The organism is Mesorhizobium sp. WSM4837, from assembly GCF_055811435.1.
The window spans coordinates 1-16990 of record NZ_JBVVQE010000022.1; the positions used below are offsets into that span (position 1 = coordinate 1).

Sequence of the window (16990 nt, forward strand, 5' to 3'; positions counted from 1 at the left end):
TCACGATCGTCGACCGTGCTGGAATGATAAAGCTCACACATGGCGCCTATGGCGACGAGGAGCAACGTCACTTCGGCCTGGCCTCCGCCTGATTGTCCGATATCAGACACAAGCTTGAAAAGCAACTTATGTTAGAGACTACTTATAAATAGTCCTTACACTGCCCAACCTGTTCTCGCCAAGAGGGAGTGAGGAACTGCAAGAGACTCAAACCGGGGGCATCGAGTGCAATTGGGGCGTGGAGTGCTCTACTCGACGCGTGTACCTCGATCGCCCCGAAGCGGGAGGCAATGATGACAGGAGAATCCTTTACAACAGTACTTGTCGGGCCGAGCGAGTTACTCCGAGAAGGCCTTAGTCGAATAATGGATGCGACAAAGTTTCGGGTCCTTTTCTCTGCGGCTTGTGTTCACGATCTTCTGGAGAAGCCGCTAGCCCAGCACCGGTCCATCTTGCTCATCATAGATGTCGGCGGTACTGATGCGGATGCTGATTTCGCACAAATTGCAGAATTCAAAGCGATTTATCCGACCAGCCATGTCGTCGCGCTAGCCGATCACTGTCGATCGACCGATATAGTTTCAGCTTTTCGTGCGGGGGCAGATGGGTATTTGATAAAAGTCGCTGCTTACGACACCTTCATCAAAGCTCTGGAATTGGTTATGCTAGGGCAGACGGTGTTACCTGCCGAAACTTCAACGGCTATTCAAGAAATAAGACATGATCTGAAACCTGACGCGGTAGCTGATGAGTTAACAAAGGTGGTTGTTAATGAGGATCATGAGGATCATGAACTATCAATTTTGTCAAATCGGGAAAACTGTATTCTACGCCGCTTAATCGAAGGGGAATCTAACAAAGCCATCGCGCGCGAGATCGACATTGCCGAAGCTACGGTGAAAGTACACGTCAAGGCCATCCTCCGAAAGATCCGGGTCCGCAACCGTACACAGGCTGCAGTTTGGGCGATGAACCATGGCATGCTTACTCCCGCATCCGGCAATGCCCCGTCGGGGAGCGAAATGGCAACTCAGCCGTCTTACAATATATAATCATTCGGGCTGGTGCATTCGCTTTTGCCAAAGCTTCGCCCTGATATGAGCCTCCGCTATCTAGAACCATACGTTCAAATCATCCCCCGGCGATGGTAGCGAGCGGTGGAGACGGCATCGCAGGGGCGCATGAGGTGGACCCCACCAGTGTTACTGCCATTTTGAAGTTGAGGGCTTTATCAAAGTGGGCAAACCAAAAATTACTTCTGGATTGTCGTTCAGCGAAGTGCGGATCGGAACGGTCGAGGGCGGAGAATCGGGGGTTCTGGTGTGGAAGTGCGACCAACTGGTGGCGGTTCTCACCCAGATCGGTTTCTCGAGACGGGCTTCCGGCCGCTAAGCGGGCAGCACAAGAATTTCGATACGATAGAGGAGGCCATAAGATGGGTTGGCAGATACACCTTCCCCGAGCCTGCTTACACTGCAGATTGAGCGACCGTTCCGAGGGCAATCGATCCGAGTCCAAGGTCAGCTTGGCAATGCTGCCGATCGTGCCAAGACCCGCAACGGAGATCCTCCGACTTTCAGACGATCTAAATATTGAAAGATACATGCGTCGAGTAGGCCCTCAACGCGCCAACTCGTTGCTGGACCCGAGTTCACACCTGAAGAAATCCATACGATGATCGAGACCAACCCTGAACGGTTGCTCGCTCTCGAATAGCGCGATCGCGGTCGCCTATCCCCGAGGGAAGGGTCAAACCACATCGGCGAAGATGATCACGTCCATTGAATTGCGGCGGGCTGCTCATCTGTGCCCGGGCAAATGAGACGAAATGAGACCTCTACTTCTCATTGATCCGAACACAAATAAGGCAACAACTGCTGAGATGGTTCGCATCGCGCGGAACGCCGCTCCCAGTGGCGTGATGGTCGAAGGTGCAACGGCGCAACGCGGTGCACCTCTGATTTGGACGATGACAAATTGGCGATTGGTGCCAAGTCGGTCAAAGTTCGAGTGGGTCCAGTTCCGGTGAGCGCGGCGCCAGGAACATCAGAGTGATGTTGTCCGGCACCTTCGGTTTCGGAGTCACACGCCATCCGGCATGATCGAGGATGAGCACCGCACACGCGCCGTCGTCGACGCTCCGGCTGATCTCGGCGGGGTTCTCCCGCATCGCCTCGGTATCGCAATACGGCAGGACAAGGCCCCGCGCCCTATCCCTTCCGGGGGCAGATGGCCCCGCTGGTCGAACCAGTGGGGAATTTCTACAATAGCTTTGCCAGTTGCTGCGAGTCCAGCAAGGCGCGGCAGGCGTTTCCAGTTCGGCGATGTCGCGAGGTGCTCACCTTATTGCGCCGCAAGCTGCCTCCGCCGCGTGAAGAGTGCGAGAACGTTGCTCACGCCGATGGCAGCCTGCAGGTCAGTCAGGGTAATTGTAGCCGAGTTCAGGATAGCTTTCGTAGATCACCTGTTTCGAGCCGTGCCGGACTGTGTTGGTAGCGCTCATGCTGTGTTGGCCGACTAGCATGCATGACCTTGTCTCCTGCTGCTCGGGGGTAGGGTCACGCGTGATCCGAGTACTAAGCGACGTGTGCAATCCGACGTAGGCGCAGGCTTGAACGCAGCGCCGATCACCCGGGAGAGTCTCAGTATAGCCCTATCCACGCCGTATTCTGGACATGAAGGTTGGCATTATGTTACCAGACGAAATTTCTGGTTGTATAAGCGGAGTTTCGTTAAGACGATAAAATATCGTTTATCGTCCATGGGTGTCCTTAGTGATACTTATACTGAATTCATATCTTAACTGGAGAAGCACATGAAGCACATGAAGTGGATGAATTCTGAAAATGGAATACAGTGGGAACACTCGGAACGGTTGAACAACTTACGCGCGAGGGCGGAGACAGCCGCGTCGAGTCCAACTTCGACCGAGACGACCGAGGCTCCCACTTCCACCGCTTCCGCGCCGACGGAGACAGCCGCGTCAAGCCCGACATCGACCGTGACGGCCGAGGCTCCCACTTCCACCGCTTCCGCGCCGACGGAGGCAGCCGCGTCAAGCCCGACATCGACCGTGACGGCCGAGGCTCCCACTTCCACCGCTCCCGCGCCGACGGAGACAGCCGCGTCAAGCCCGACATCGACCGTGGCGGCCGAGGCTCCCACTACCACCGCTTCCGCGCCGACGGAGACAGCCGCGTCAAGCCCGACATCGACCGTGACGGCCGAGGCTCCCACTTCTACCGCTTCCGCGCCGACGGCATCCACGCAGCCGGCGCAGGGTCTTACCCACACCACCACACCGATCCAATCGGAGTACGATGGCCAGGTGATTGAAAATCTTGACATCTACGTCACCAACGGGGACGCGGTCACGATTACGCACGACAATGTCATCCTGCGCAATGTTCGTATTCATCACACCGAAGGCGACGGGGTGTCGGTATCGGGCGCAACCGGCGTCACCATCGAGAACACCGAGGTCATCAACGCCGACCCGCCGGCGGGAATCGACGCCGAGACGAGCCCGGACATCATCAATATCAGGGCAGAAAACGCCGCGAACCTGACCGTTCAAAACACCACGGTGCGGGAAGGCTCGACTGGCATCTATCTCCTGAACTCGCCCGGCGCGGATCTTTCGCACGTCGATGGCTACGACTTCCATGGCCCAATGCCGCGCGGTCAGTTCGTCCAGTTCAACAACTCGGGCAATAGTTCGCTGACCGACTTCTATGCCGTCAACGACGCCGCCAACTCGCATCCTGAGGACATCGTCTCGGTCTATGGCAGCCCGAATACGACGATCTCTAACGGGGTGATCGACGGTAACAACTCCGTGACCGGCGTCGGCGTGATGTTCGAGAACGGATCGACCGGCGGCAGGGTGCAGAACGTTGACGCCATCCATCAGGGCAATGGCGCGTTCTCGTCCTACGCGAATGATGTGACCTTCGACGATACGAGGTCGTTCGACGGTATCAACGCCGACCAAGGCCGCGGGGCTTCCTCGTCGAATGGACTGATCTGGAATGTCAGCTCCGGCGGGGTCAGCGTCCTGAACTCGAGCTACACCAACCCTGGCAATCCCAACAACATCATTTGGGACAAGTCAAAGGCGGTCGTAGCCGACGTGCACGAGGATGCCGCCGCCACCCCAATGGCACACATCGATAACCAGTTCGCCTGGGACTACGCAGTCTGAACAGGCGGCGCAACCGGCTGCAGCAGTCGGTTGCGCCACACTTCAGCACGGTGTGATGGGGCAGGGCTCGCGCTCGGACCAACTCGGCGGGTGGTTCCGTCGGGGGATTTTCGCATGAGACCTCGCCTGCCCTGCCGCCTTCCTCGCTCGTGAACAGAGGCTTGAAGATGGCCAGGTTAGAGCGCCCTGCGACCGCTTCACTGGATTCGGATAATAGATGACAAATTTCTCCTTGCACGTGCCCTCGCCGCTGGCGGTGGCCTTGCGCGAGATCCGTCCGGGCCTCTGCGCGGCCGGCGGGCTCTCGCTCTTCATCAATCTTCTCATGTTCGTGTCTCCGCTCTACACGATGCAAATTTATGATCGCGTCCTAACGAGCCGTAATGCCGTCACGCTCGTCATTATTTCGGTGATCGTTGGCGTGTTGCTGATGACCTATGGGACCCTCGAACATTATCGGGCTCGTATCCTCCAGCAGGCTGGCGTGCGGTTCGACCGGCTCTTGTCTGGTCCCGCCTTCGAGGCGGCGCTTTCCTCGGCGCTGCGTACCCGCGGATCGAATCATGCACAGACCCTGCGCGATCTCGACCTCATGCGCGACATTCTTTCGGGCGGCGTCATCATGGCGCTGATGGACGCGCCCTGGGCTCCGATCTACATCGTGATCTGCTTCCTACTTCACCCGTTGATCGGCGTTGTGGCCCTCGTCGGCGCGGTGGCGATAGTGACGATCGCACTCGTAAATGAGCGAGCGACGAAGGGCTTGCTCTTGCGAGCCTCGCTCACGAACACTCGCGCGATCGACAGGCTGGGCTCCTCGCTGCGCAATGCAGAGGCAATTCGGGGGCTCGGGATGGGGCCTGCTATCCGGTCACGGTGCACCGGAATCCGCGAGGAAGCGCTAGGCTACTCCGTCAGCGCGGGCGAGCGCGGCGGCACACTTCTTGCGTTGTCCAAGTTTCTGCGCATGGCCATTCAAACGGCCATGATGGGCATCGGTGCGTACCTGGCTATTAACCAGGAAATCTCCGGGGGCGTCCTGTTTGCGGCGTCGCTTATCATGGGTCGGGCGCTTGCCCCTATTGAGATCATGGTGGCGCAATGGAAAAGTATCGTGTCCGCGCGCAGCGCCCATGCGCGCCTGGAACGCATATTCGAGGAGAACCCGCCCATTGCCGGACGCGTGCGTCTGCCTGACGTCAGGGGTACGGTTTCCGTCGAGAACCTTTTCGTCCTCGCCCCCGGTACGAACACGCCGGTCGTCATGGGCGCGACGTTCACGCTGAAAGCGGGAGAGGTTGTCGCCCTCGTTGGTTTATCGGGCTCAGGCAAATCCTCGCTCGCGCGTGCGCTTGTGGGTGCGTCGCCGCCGGCGCAAGGATGCGTGCGACTCGATGGCAACGATTTGCGCCATTACGATCCGGACCAACTCGGCACCGCGCTCGGCTACCTGCCCCAGGATATTGAGCTGTTCTCCGGTTCCGTGCGCGACAACATTGCGCGCTTCCGAGCTGACTCGGTCGATGCGCAGGTGACCGAGGCGGCAACACTCGCCTCTGCGCACGAGATGATCCAGCGCCTCCCCAAAGGGTATATGACCGACATCGGGGAGGATGGAGTCGGACTGTCGGGTGGGCAGCGGCAGCGGGTCGGTCTCGCGCGCGCCCTGTTTGGCGAGCCGAGCTTCGTCGTGCTCGATGAGCCTGATGCCAATTTGGACAGCGATGGCAATCGCGCACTGATCCGGGCAATCGAAGGGTTGCGGAGAGACGGAAAGACCGTTGTGATCGTGACCCACAGGCCGAACCTCCTGTCGGCGGTGGATCGAATGATCGTCATGCAGGAAGGACGAATAGCGCAGATGGGCAGTCGTGACCAGTTGCTGCCGTCGCTCGTCGGCCCGAACGTAGCGCCGGCACCGCGGCGGCCCGTCTGGGATGGAGGGCGCGCCGGACCGCCGGCGTCAGATCCAGCGCACTCTCTCCTCCGCCGGACACGCGTCGATGCATAACGAGTCGAAACCAATGATGATGCCTGACACCTCGAAAAGGACGGCAATCATAGCACGGGTTCGCGGGCTCCCGATGCGGACGGCCCGCTCGACCCCTGCCCCCGCTTGTACAAGCGCGGTGGGGCCGACACTTTCCGCGCTCTTGCGTGCAGGACGGGTGACTCGAGCTAGCTTCCCGCAGATTTTCGCGCCGTTAGATTTTGCCGGCTCAGACCACAAGCCGGCGCACGCAAACCTCTCCGGCGACTGGCGCAAGCCCGCGCGGATGGGCTTTGGCATCGTCGTGCTGACCTTCGGCATCCTCGGCGGGTGGGCCTCTCTGGCCAGCCTCGACAGCGCGGTGATCGCTTCGGGTACAGTTGTGGTCGAAACCGACCGCAAGGCGGTTCAGCACCTTGCGGGCGGTATCGTGCGCGACATTCTCGTCTCGCCCAACGCACATGTGACCGAGGGTCAGGTGCTCGTGCGCCTTGATCTCACCGAGGCGCAGGCGCAGGGCGAAATCGCGAGGTCCGCTGTCTTCTCGCTGCTTGCCGAGAAGGCACGGCTGCAGGCGGAACTGGACGGAGCCGAAATGGTCACTTTCCCGCGTGAACTCACGCTAGGGAGCGCCCCCCTCGCCCAGCGCGCGATGGAAGACCAGTTGCGACTGTTCAACAAGCGCCGCTTGGCCCGTACGAACGAGGTTCCCATTTTGCAGGAGCGCATCGCCCAGTCCGAACGGAAGATCGAGGCCATGCAATCCCAAAGCGAGGCTGTCCGTTTGCAGATCGAGAGTATCACAGAAGAGCACGATATGCTGGCGCCCTTAGCCCATAAGGGCATCATTCTGGGCACGCGGCTTACCGCGCTCAAACGGCAGCAGGCCGATCTCCAAGGTCAGCTTGGTGCCTTCCTTGCCGAAATAGCGGGCGAGCGCCACACTATCGGCGAGGCGCGACTCCAGATCGAGCAAGTCGGGCGCGAGGCCATTGAAGAGGTCTCGGCACAGTTTGCCGAGACCAGTGCCAAGCTCACCGACGCCGGCGAAAAGCTGCACGTTGCAGATGACGTGCTCAACCGCACCGAAATACGCGCACCGCGGTCCGGGCGCGTTGTCGGCTTTAAGGTACACACGATAGGAGCCGTGGTTCGCCCCGGCGAAACCTTGATGGAGATCGTCCCTGACGACGACACTCTGATCGTCTCGGCGAAGATGTCGCCGGTCGACATCAACAATGTTGCCGAGGGCCTTCCTGCCGAGATCCGACTGCCTTCGTTCAAGGCTCGCTCGACGCCGGTCGCGATCGGCGAGGTGCAGACCGTTGCCGCTGACGCGCTCCATGACGAAGTGACGCGTGAGCCCTACTACGAGTTGAAAGTTTCCGTGCAGGTCTCTCAGTTCCCCGAACAGGTCCGCGAGAAACTTAGGCCCGGCATGCCGGCGGAGGTGATCGTTGCGACCGGCGAGACGACCGTGCTGTCCTACTTGACGCAACCTCTGACGGACGCGTTCCGTCTCGGCATGCGCGAAAACTGACCCCTTCCCTTAGACGGGATCAGGGTAGACCGCAGAGACGCGGCAATATGGCAGGATGGATGACCGCTGGGGCAAAGATCGGGCGAGGCGCGCTTCCGTTTCCACGGCCGCCTCCAACCGGCTTAGGCGTTCCGGACTACACGTCATCTATGATCGGCCAGAACGACCAGAGGAACCATTCTAACGCTTGCGGCCAGGAGTGCGTTTCTTGCCGCCCCATCCATGTCCGGGACGTGCGCCATGCGATGCGGCAATAGCTTGCGAGTTCAGGCTCGTGCCAAGCAACAGAGCAATGGATGGAGGTGTTACAACAGCAAAACGCCCGGCATTCTTTAGAAATTCACGACGTGCCTGTTCTTCCGGGACAAGTTTATCTGTCTTTCCTTTGGAATATTTCTCGCTCTTCATCAAACGTACTCCAGCCAGCGCGACAACTTTAACCACACAATTTATCATATGCGACTCGTGAAGACAACGCGCCGTCAAGATACAATTCAGGAAATTAAGTATTACTACACTTTTGACCCGAGATCGCCGTCAAGGAGGATGCTAGTGGCGCGGCGTCCAAAGTCGAGCGGACTCCGTCGGCCCAAGCCATCGCCATGTAGAAGTCGCCACATACCCCACAGCGAATTGCCGACCAGGCGCAATGGAACGCCGAGGACGGGATGATACAAGGGGAAGACACGCCGCCAGTGTTGAAAGCGAACCAATGGGCGCCGCACATATTGCGCCGGTGCTCTGACGCCAAAGAAGTGACTCAATGCCAGGAGTTGAGTATCGAACGCGTTCCGCGCGCTCTGGTCGGGCAAGGATGTTCGAAGCACCGCCCAATCCAGCTTATGCTGTTCCGCCAGCCGTGCCAGATCATAAAGGTGGCGAAAGTCGGTCCTTCCGCGCCAGTAGTCCGCCTCCTTGATGAGATCATGCATGATCCAGTGGAGGGCCCGCGACTGTGGGGCGGGGATTTTCGCCCTAAGGCCGTGACGGCGGGCAAGTCTGGGGGACTCGCGGTCAATCTCCCGATAGGGCCGGAGCTCCAGGAGACCGACGTCTTGCGGGCGCGCCATGCCACCAGCGACCGTCACTTCGGCATAGCCAAGCTTGGCAAGGCAAGCCCGGGCAGCCCCTTCTTTGGCCGTTTCCACAGCCAAGTCGAGATCGCTCATGATCCTGTCGGGAACCCTGCCGCTCGACGAAAGGAACAAGGGAACGGCCCCTTTGAGCAGGACCGGAACGACGCCCCCCTGATTGAGGGCAGCAACGGCTTCATTCAGCTGCCTGCGCAAGCGCAAATTGCGTTCCCGGTTGCAGCGGTAAATGAACTGAAGATACTGGCCCACGTCTTCGGGGAGCCGGTCAAGCTGGCCCGAGTGCGCAAGAGTGGCGAACAAGACGGGCGTAAGCAGAGTGTGGTTGGCGAGTGCAATTACCGCCTGCCAGTCGGCCGTTACCACCGGGCGGCCGCTAAGTCCCGCGATCAGGGCCTCGAGCGCATTCCTGGTGGGCTTCATCGGCACGCCTCCTTCAGCAGTTCCAACGCGTCATCCAGTGTGGCATAGGTCAGGCAAAAGCCCTGTGCCGATCGGATGACTTGGCAAAGAACGTCGAACGCGGTGCTGCTTAGCTCTTTATTCCGCGCAAAGGCGCCGTTCAGCAAGCCACCCAGGATGTCGGTCGGGTCAATCACCCGCAGGGAAGGTTTGGCATCCTGCGTCCGACAGAGCAAGACCACCCAGCCCACGGGCCGCGGAACGGGAGGGACATGATCCTTAGGCACAAGAAAGCGCACGCGTCTGCGATCGGGGCGCCGGTAAACCGGAGACCTGCCGAGTTCGGGGAAATGTTGTCCGAGAATGGACCATGATCCCGATTTGACTGCAGGCGCAAAAGCAAGGCCGATACCGTGTCCGGCCGAGTCGAGAAGTGTCACATCGTCTGCCGCGAAGCCAAACCCCGCGTGGACCAGCGCCAAGGTCAGCGTCGTCTTGCCCGAGCCGGGGTTACCACAAAGGAGGAGGGTGCGGCCGTTCTTGAAAAGCGCCGCCGCATGGAGGGCGAGTTCATATTCACTGTGCCCAAGCACTTCGGCCAGCAGTTGCCCTTTGACCATAATGGGTATCTCGTCTCGACCACAGGAATCAGTCCAGTGGCCATCCCGGAACAGGTGGATCCGCTCCCTACGCTCAACCAGATGGAATAGAACGTCGACGGCCCTGTTTCGAACTTCGAGATGCTGAAATACGGTCGCGGCCGGAAAGGCGACGGCCGCCGGATACAGTATGCGCACACACACGCCTGGAACAGCAACGACCTGGCAGATATATTGATGAGCTGCGGTTGGGCACGGCGGTGGAGCAGGCTGGATTAGGCCGAGCCGTTCCCAGTCTTGAAGGGCAGCCTCGACATAGCCATAGGCCTCTTGCCTATCAACGCCACGGGCTGCCATCTCGCCCAAGATAGCCTCGGCCGGCACGCCTTCTTCAAGCGAGCGCCAGATATCAGCCGCAGTGTCATTGAGCGCAAAAACTACCCCCTGCGTGGAACTGAGCAGAATATTTTGCCCTTTGATGCATGCAAGCCGCCCTTGGGGAACTAACCTCGCCGTATACTCGACAGGGGGAGGCCCCGCAGTTCGGTCAGTGGTTCGGGTTTGTTGCGGACTCACAGAAGCCGTCATCCTCGTTTGTCTGGGCGCGGAGATCATTCGATTCGAGTGGAACTCACGACCAACACGATCTCGTCAATCGCTCGAGTCATAGCTTTCCTCTCGGCTCCCATAGCGGTACCTTGCCAACGCCGTTGCCGTGCGGGCAGTTTTGCTTGAAGTCGCAGGTTATGCAATTGAGCGGTCGCTGTGTTTCGCACTGATCTGCGCCTTTGGTAGTAGAGCCGCACATCTCATGGTGTTGAGCCTCACCCAAAGTGGTATTCAACTGATAGCGTCGAAGAAGAGGTTCGCTCTTTCCGAGTGAGGTGTCGCTTGGCAGTTAATTGATGGGGTCGTCTGCCAGCCGCCACTCCTTGCAAATCAATCACTTGCCACACAAAATCGCCTCCAGCGGCCTCGAATCGGCAAAGTTGGATTAGAAGGCGTCTCGCCCCGTCCAGATGCGGGGGATGGTCAGAAGCAGGATCTTTACGTCGAGCCAGACCGACCAGTTGTTGACGTACCACATATCGTGTTCGACACGCTTGATCATCATGTAGACATGCGGCGTCGCGCCGCGGCAGCCATTTATTTGTGCCCAGCCGGTGATCCCCGGCTTCACCTTGTGCCGAGCCGGATAGAGAGAGATGATCTGGCTGTATTCGCTGTCATGCGCCAGCGCGTGCGGCCGTGGGCCTATCAACGACATATCGCCCTTCAGCACGTTCCACAGCTGCGGAATCTCATCGATACTGAACCTTCTCAGTATGCGCCCAACGCGGGTGACGCGGGGATCGCCCCTGCAGGCTTGAGGGACAACAGGCCCGTCCTCCAGGATCGTCATCGTTCGGAACTTATAGATCTTGAACGTGCGGCCATTGAACCCGGCCCGACGCTGACAGAAGAGCACCGGCCCCCTGGATTCGAGCGCAATCAGCGACGCTACAACGGCCAGAGGGGGCAGAAGAAGTGGAAGGGCGGCAGTGGTCAGCACAACGTCGAAGAGCCGCTTCGTAAGCAGCTGAGGCGCCGTTAGGGGCGCGCGTTGCAGTTCTATCGCCCTCGTCCCCCCCAGGTTGACGACAGGTCGCTTCAAGAGCGCGCTAACGACGTGGTCCGGAAGGAGCCTTACGGGTACCGGAACCACGCAAAGGTGAGCCGTGATTTTCTCAATCAGGGATATGTCAGCCCAACTGACAGCAAGGACTATCTCGTCGACAGAACGCCGACGCACATGTTCAATGAGCTCATCCATACACCCAAGGAGCGAGCCCTCGCTGGATGCTGCCGGCAATGTAATCGTTTGGCAGACGTCGCATCCGGAAGCCTCGATTGCCTGGACTACGCCACTTGGCACGCGCACGTCCGATTGCGTTACGATCACTACTTGCGGTTTGGCAAGCATGGTCGACCTGGTCAAGGAGGCAACCAGTCGTCCGGCGCCCAAGCGCACGAAGATGATGCCGCCAACTCCCGTCACGAAGAACAGCATGACGGCTTGGCGCGAAAACATGTCTCCCACCTTGAGTGCAAGCGCCACAACCGACAGGCAAAGAAAGACCGCCGTCCAGATCAGCACGACCTCCTTGATCTGAGAGGCCAGCGGCCGCAGCTCGGAACTCAGATATAGCCCGCGCGCATATGCGGAAGTCGAAAAAAGGGCGGCTACAACAACACCGAGCCCAAAGTTCCGGCCGTACTCGCCGAGATGTCCGAAACTCACAAGATCATATACCATTCCCGAGACGATGCTGAGCAGCACGACGGACATTGCCTCGAGAAGCGGAAACGACTGCAGAAGAACATTGCCCTTGACGTTCCACCGCGGTGCGTTTGACGTGACGCCCGCACGGGGGTCTTCATGAAGAAGTGCCATGACGTTCACCTGCGTTCAAAGCCGCATCCATCCACCATGTCGTGACGACCGCCCCCTCCTCGGCTGAAAACCGCCGAAATGCGCCTGCGGTCGTTGCCCCTTCGAAGTTCGATTGCCGTGGTTGCGGTAGCACTCCGTTCTTGGAGTTGAGAGAATGGCAGCCACACTGTGCGAATCCAATTCGGCATAAGCTCTAACCCCAAAGCGCAGAGCCGGCGGACACACGACCTTCTCCTTGCCCGCTTCCGGCGCCTGTTAGCTCTTCGGAGTAACTCGAAATGAAATGCTCTCGCGCGCAGCACTGGAGCGGCGGACGCTCCGACGGAAGCAACTGGTTCGGAACTGCCGCTCTTTCTCATTGTTTGAGCACCGTTTGAGCACCGAACCCGAAAGCGGTTCCCGCTTTCGGGCCTGATCGTCTAGGCGAGCGCCATCGCATCGGCGGCGATCTGTCGCAGCAGGGACTTGCGAATATGGAGTCGCGGGAACGGCTCCATTCCGATCGTGACAAGGATGTGCTCCCAACGGTAAACCCAATCGTGCATCTCTAGGCAGCGGACCGCGTTTGTTCTGCGCAACAATTCCGTGCGGCGGGGGTTTGCGTCGAGTTCGCCAATTACATCTGCGACACTGCTCGAGTCTGGTGATACCTCGATCACCGCGTCTTGCCAGTCAAAGTGCTCGCCGAATTCGGCGCATTGCGGCGCGGTGCCAAGCATGACGGCGCCGCCCGCGGCCCCTTCGAAGAGACGGGCAGGCAGCACCTGCTCGCCGGCAACCGTGACGGACTTGGAGTTTGCAAGTGCCGCTGGACTGAAAGCCATGAAGTAGCGCGTGCGCCTGATGATATTGGCGAGCAGCAACCGATGTTCATGCCAGTCCCTGACCCGGGAATCTGTGCTTGCGAGCGTGTCGTAGAGATAGAAGAAGTCCCGGTCTTGGGCCAGGTTCAGAAGCTGCCGGTGTATTTTCGCGGCTCGGTTGCCGTACGAGTATACGTCGACCACGCGTTTTACCGGCGACAGATAGGGCGTTGAAATAAGGCCGTCGACACCGGTGGCAAGAAAGGAACAGGGCGTGCGGGTGTATTGAGGCAGGCGCGGTAGGCACGCGCTGTGCAACAGGAACACGTGGTCGAACTGGTCCAGGAGCTTCAGATATTGGCGGTCCTGTTCGAGCGTGCTCGACCAGAGTTCGAACAGATACGCGACAGCAACCTTGCAGCGGCCGCGCCAGTCGTGGATCCGAGACAATTCAACAAGACTTTGCGGGCTCCAGGCGACGAAGAAGAAAAGGTCATAGTCTTGGGTGAGCCGAACATGCTCCATGGTTGGTGCGTTCCTCAAGCCTAGCCCTTTGCGAATCGCGCTCGTCAGTCTATTGAAGTCACGCTGGACGTTGTGAGGATCGTGCTTTGGCAAGATGGCGTGAAAGCGTCTCGTCAGGTAGTTGTCGATGCCGGGGGCGATCAGATCGGCATCCTCGCATTCGGCAACGATGCGGCAAAACTCATACGCCAACGCAAAGTGAGCCCGGTCCTTCGCATTGAATTCAGAGGCAACCAGTGTACGTCTCTTCAAGGAATTCTCCCGGCAGTTGTCGGCCGACTTTCAACTATTCGGCCGCCGCAGGTTGGCCCGGCGCATAGTGCTCCAGTGCCGGGAGGGGTTGCCGACCCAGGATCATGTCTGCTGCCTTTTCCGCGATCATAAAGACAGTGGCCGAAGTGTTGGCCGAGGGAACGGAGGGCATGATGGAAGCATCAACGACCCGCAGGCCCTTGAGGCCGTGGACCCGCAACTGGTCATCCACGACAGATGCAGCACTGTCGGATGGGCCCATCCGGCACGATCCGCACAAATGATAGGCGGTCAGCCCGATTTCGCGGGCAAACTGGAGCCGGTCGGCGTCGTCCGTTATTTTCGGGCCGGGAAGCTCTTCCGTGCAGTTGTAGCGCCTTAGCTCGGGGGCCCGAAACAGCTGCTGCACAGTCCTCATGCCGTTGATAACGACCTGTCGGTCCTGATCATCGGCGAGATAGTTGGGCTGGATGAGCGGAGCTTGAAACGGATCTGCCGAGACCGCCCGAACATGTCCGATGCTCTTCGGCCGCAACTGATAGTAGCCAAGCTTGATGACCGGAAACCGCCGCGCGCCGTGATCGGTATAATTGCCCAAGGCAAGGTCAAGCTGGATATCCGGGGTGGAGTGAAGATCCCGCGAGTTGGCGAACCCGTAGACGAGCGACGGGCTGACGGCGAGAAAGTTCGGGCGGCCCAGCATCCATTTCGCTGCCTCGCGCAGGAGGGCGACGCCGTTTCCGCTGACCGTTTCGATGCCCTCCACCTGGACGATCAGGTGGACGATGTAATGGTCCTGAACATTTGCGCCGACACCGGGCAATTCGTGCACGACCGGAATTCCAAGGCCGGATAGCATACTCGCAGCACCGACGCCTGACAGCTGCAGCAGCTTTGGTGAGTTCGCCGCGCCAGCGGAGAGGATTACCTCCCGACGGGCCTTCACACAGCTCGTGGGATGACCCGGCCCTCCTCGTGCATATCGAACGCCGATGGCACGCTTTCCCTCGAACAGGACGGCAGTGGCCTGCGCGTTCGTGCGGACGTCCAAGTTCTTCTTTCTAGCGATCGGCCGTAGGAAAGCCCGCGCTGCGCTCACGCGCCATCCCTTGTCGATATAGCGCTGATAGTAGCCCACGCCGGCCTGGCTTGCTGCATTGTAGTCGGGATTACGCGGGATACCGGCATTGAGCGCCGCCTCGATGAATGCATCACATAGTGGATGTCGCCAATCGCAGTCTGTAATTGGAAGCAGTCCGTCCGTCCCGCGGTAGAAGGGATCGCATGCCCCAAGCCTCCGCTCGGTTCTCTTGAAATAGGGCAGCACGTCGGCGTAGCCCCAGCCTCGATTGCCCTGGAGGGCCCACTCGTCGAAGTCCGCAGCCGCGCCGCGGTTGTAGTTCATGCCGTTGATTGCGGTCGAACCGCCTAGTGTCTTGCCCTGCGACATCGGAATAGAACGGTTGGCCGTCCCCGGACTAGGCTCCGTTTCGAACTGCCAGGCATATTTCGGATTCGAGGATGTCTTGTAGAGTCCCGCCGGAATGTGCAGAAGGATGCTGCTGTCGGCCGGCCCCGCCTCGAGCAGGCAGACCGTATTGGTCCCGTCAGCCGCGAGACGATTGGCCGAGACGCAGCCTCCCGCCCCGGCTCCGACGATCACATAGTCAAAGACGTCCGCTTCAACCGACATCGCCTCGCGCTCCGCCTATTACCAGCTTCGGAGAATGGCAGGAAATCCGGCAGATGGCACTTTGCCCATCGGAATTACGCCTTATGAAGGGCTTTCGCGGCGGGCGGAATGGAGAGATGGTGTGCGGAGTCCTGTGCGGGCATAAAGCCTGCCGCCGAAGTGCATTCTTCGGGAACCTGCGCCGCTGGCGCACAGGGGGAAATGGGGATGCCTGACGACAACCTAGCCGAAGAAGCCGCCGTGCCGAGAGGTTGGGTTTATCTGCATCTCGTTGGCCACCTCGACGTCTCCGCACAAGCCGAGTCGACGTTTAGCACCCGAACTGGGCGGGCTGATAGATTCCATGTCGGGCGGCCGGCAGTCTCTTGAACCCCCGCGCCTTGACCGGCGCCGTCTCCTTGCCGGGCTGCTGGCGCTGCCTGCCTCGGGTGTAGTCGGTGCAGCGGTGCATCTGGCCCAAGGGAGATCGGGCGGTAAATGGTTCGGGGGTGCCGTCTCCTTTCTGCGTCCAAGTGGACCCGTGCTCACGCGCGCGGATGGGCAGATCATTGAAAATCTTGACATTCATGCGCCCCAGGGCAACGGGATCACGGCACTCCATCAGGGCGTCATCGTCCGCAGCTGCCGCATTCGTCATGCCATGGGCAGCGGGATATACGCCCGGGGAGCCGCCGGAATACGCTTGCAGGATCTCGAGATCGATCATGTCGGGGCTCCCCCCTCGGGGACCGGACCAAGCCAGAACCGCAACAACATAGAGCTGGAAAGCTGCCTCGATGCGATCATCATCCGTGTCAAGGCGTCCCGCGGCTCCTCCAATATCTACGTTGTCGACTGTCCAGGCATCCAGATGAGGTTCCTCGAACTCCACGACGCGCGCGGGCCGTTCCCCCGTGGACAGAATGTGCAGTTCAACCGCTCTCCGGATACGAGCCTGGAAGAATTCTCGGCCGAGAACGGGCCCACCTCCTGGACCGAGGACAATATTTCCGCCTTTCACTCGGATCGCTGTACAATTCGACGTGGACTCGTCGTCTACAACAACAGCCCCACGGGCGCTGGCGTCATGCTGGAGGGAAGCTTCAATTGCCGGGTCGATGACGTCGATGCCGTTCAACAGGGCAACGGCGCCTTCTCGGCCGTTCCGCAGGGTAAGGTCGGCAGTGGCGGTTGCTCGTTCAACCGCTGCCGAAGCCGGGACACCTACAATGAGCCACGGGACGGCAGGGACGCCCCGACATCCAACGGCCTGTCCTTCCATACCCGAATATCAGAAGGCGCTGAAAAGCACAGTGTTAGGGACTGCTGCGTCTACGCGCTCGCCAATCCCCGCAACATCATCTGGCAAAGGGCGGCCGTGCATGCCGGTTGGTCCATCGAGCGCACGGCATTTGATCCCAGACCGCCATTGCGGCTTGCCTTCAACTGGCAGTGAGCAGAGGAGTGCGCTAGTGCGT

General features: G+C 59.6%; 13 protein-coding genes. 5 read left to right on the forward strand and 8 right to left on the reverse strand.

Annotated elements, in window-relative coordinates; translation table 11 throughout:
• Window positions 1-293 precede the first annotated feature (293 nt).
• Window positions 294-1052, forward strand: coding sequence for a LuxR C-terminal-related transcriptional regulator (locus AC0L3D_RS15030; RefSeq protein ID WP_473644801.1), 759 nt, complete (start codon window positions 294-296; stop codon window positions 1050-1052).
• 947 nt (window positions 1053-1999) lie between these two features.
• On the opposite strand, the gene AC0L3D_RS15035 is transcribed toward AC0L3D_RS15030, so the two are convergent.
• Both AC0L3D_RS15035 and AC0L3D_RS15040 read right to left on the reverse strand, forming a co-directional pair.
• Window positions 2000-2170 carry a hypothetical protein gene (locus AC0L3D_RS15035; RefSeq protein WP_473644803.1) on the reverse strand — a complete coding sequence of 57 codons (171 nt, stop codon included), beginning with the start codon at window positions 2168-2170 and terminating at the stop codon, window positions 2000-2002.
• A gap of 629 nt (window positions 2171-2799) precedes the next feature.
• A complete protein-coding gene (locus tag AC0L3D_RS15040) occupies window positions 2800-3237 on the reverse strand; it encodes a hypothetical protein (RefSeq protein WP_473644804.1) in 438 nt (145 codons plus the stop codon).
• On the opposite strand from AC0L3D_RS15040, the gene AC0L3D_RS15045 reads away from it, so the two are divergent.
• From AC0L3D_RS15045 to AC0L3D_RS15055, 3 genes are all read left to right on the forward strand, one after another.
• Window positions 3218-4204: a right-handed parallel beta-helix repeat-containing protein gene (locus AC0L3D_RS15045; RefSeq protein ID WP_473644806.1), complete on the forward strand. Its 987-nt coding sequence runs from the start codon at window positions 3218-3220 to the stop codon at window positions 4202-4204. The genes AC0L3D_RS15040 and AC0L3D_RS15045 overlap by 20 nt on opposite strands.
• Before the next feature lie 217 nt (window positions 4205-4421).
• Window positions 4422-6215 carry a type I secretion system permease/ATPase gene (locus AC0L3D_RS15050; RefSeq protein ID WP_473644808.1) on the forward strand — a complete coding sequence of 598 codons (1794 nt, stop codon included), beginning with the start codon at window positions 4422-4424 and terminating at the stop codon, window positions 6213-6215.
• Window positions 6216-6333: 118 nt separating this feature from the next.
• The gene (locus AC0L3D_RS15055; protein WP_473644810.1) at window positions 6334-7734 is read left to right on the forward strand and encodes an HlyD family type I secretion periplasmic adaptor subunit; all 1401 of its coding nucleotides are present in this window, start codon (window positions 6334-6336) and stop codon (window positions 7732-7734) included.
• A gap of 180 nt (window positions 7735-7914) precedes the next feature.
• On the opposite strand, the gene AC0L3D_RS15060 is transcribed toward AC0L3D_RS15055, so the two are convergent.
• From AC0L3D_RS15060 to AC0L3D_RS15085, 6 genes are all read right to left on the reverse strand, one after another.
• Window positions 7915-8142 (reverse strand): hypothetical protein, encoded by a 228-nt coding sequence (locus AC0L3D_RS15060; protein ID WP_128246336.1) that lies wholly within the window; start codon window positions 8140-8142, stop codon window positions 7915-7917.
• A gap of 104 nt (window positions 8143-8246) precedes the next feature.
• Window positions 8247-9248, reverse strand: coding sequence for a nucleotidyltransferase family protein (locus tag AC0L3D_RS15065; protein ID WP_473644812.1), 1002 nt, complete (start codon window positions 9246-9248; stop codon window positions 8247-8249).
• Window positions 9245-10441 (reverse strand): PqqD family peptide modification chaperone, encoded by a 1197-nt coding sequence (locus tag AC0L3D_RS15070; RefSeq protein ID WP_473644814.1) that lies wholly within the window; start codon window positions 10439-10441, stop codon window positions 9245-9247. The genes AC0L3D_RS15065 and AC0L3D_RS15070 overlap by 4 nt, the downstream gene beginning before the upstream one ends.
• Before the next feature lie 379 nt (window positions 10442-10820).
• Window positions 10821-12260 (reverse strand): undecaprenyl-phosphate glucose phosphotransferase, encoded by a 1440-nt coding sequence (locus AC0L3D_RS15075; RefSeq protein ID WP_473644816.1) that lies wholly within the window; start codon window positions 12258-12260, stop codon window positions 10821-10823.
• Window positions 12261-12679: 419 nt separating this feature from the next.
• Window positions 12680-13840: a glycosyltransferase gene (locus tag AC0L3D_RS15080; protein ID WP_287053180.1), complete on the reverse strand. Its 1161-nt coding sequence runs from the start codon at window positions 13838-13840 to the stop codon at window positions 12680-12682.
• A gap of 34 nt (window positions 13841-13874) precedes the next feature.
• Complete coding sequence (locus tag AC0L3D_RS15085; RefSeq protein ID WP_473644818.1) at window positions 13875-15533, reverse strand: GMC family oxidoreductase; 1659 nt, start codon at window positions 15531-15533, stop codon at window positions 13875-13877.
• A gap of 343 nt (window positions 15534-15876) precedes the next feature.
• Here AC0L3D_RS15085 and AC0L3D_RS15090 point away from each other — a divergent pair, with 343 nt between their 5' ends.
• Entirely contained in the window at window positions 15877-16968 is a 1092-nt protein-coding gene (locus AC0L3D_RS15090) for a hypothetical protein (RefSeq protein ID WP_473644819.1), read from the forward strand.
• Window positions 16969-16990 lie beyond the last annotated feature (22 nt).

What these genes read in the sequence shown, in the direction of transcription:
- AC0L3D_RS15030 (WP_473644801.1), top strand. Translation starts at nt 294, where the DNA reads ATGACAGGAGAATCCTTTACAACAGTACTTGTCGGGCCGAGCGAGTTA.
- AC0L3D_RS15035 (WP_473644803.1), bottom strand. Translation starts at nt 2,170, where the DNA reads ATGCGGGAGAACCCCGCCGAGATCAGCCGGAGCGTCGACGACGGCGCG.
- AC0L3D_RS15050 (WP_473644808.1), top strand. Translation starts at nt 4,422, where the DNA reads ATGACAAATTTCTCCTTGCACGTGCCCTCGCCGCTGGCGGTGGCCTTG.
- AC0L3D_RS15060 (WP_128246336.1), bottom strand. Translation starts at nt 8,142, where the DNA reads ATGAAGAGCGAGAAATATTCCAAAGGAAAGACAGATAAACTTGTCCCG.
- AC0L3D_RS15065 (WP_473644812.1), bottom strand. Translation starts at nt 9,248, where the DNA reads ATGAAGCCCACCAGGAATGCGCTCGAGGCCCTGATCGCGGGACTTAGC.
- AC0L3D_RS15070 (WP_473644814.1), bottom strand. Translation starts at nt 10,441, where the DNA reads ATGATCTCCGCGCCCAGACAAACGAGGATGACGGCTTCTGTGAGTCCG.
- AC0L3D_RS15075 (WP_473644816.1), bottom strand. Translation starts at nt 12,260, where the DNA reads ATGGCACTTCTTCATGAAGACCCCCGTGCGGGCGTCACGTCAAACGCA.
- AC0L3D_RS15085 (WP_473644818.1), bottom strand. Translation starts at nt 15,533, where the DNA reads ATGTCGGTTGAAGCGGACGTCTTTGACTATGTGATCGTCGGAGCCGGG.
- AC0L3D_RS15090 (WP_473644819.1), top strand. Translation starts at nt 15,877, where the DNA reads ATGTCGGGCGGCCGGCAGTCTCTTGAACCCCCGCGCCTTGACCGGCGC.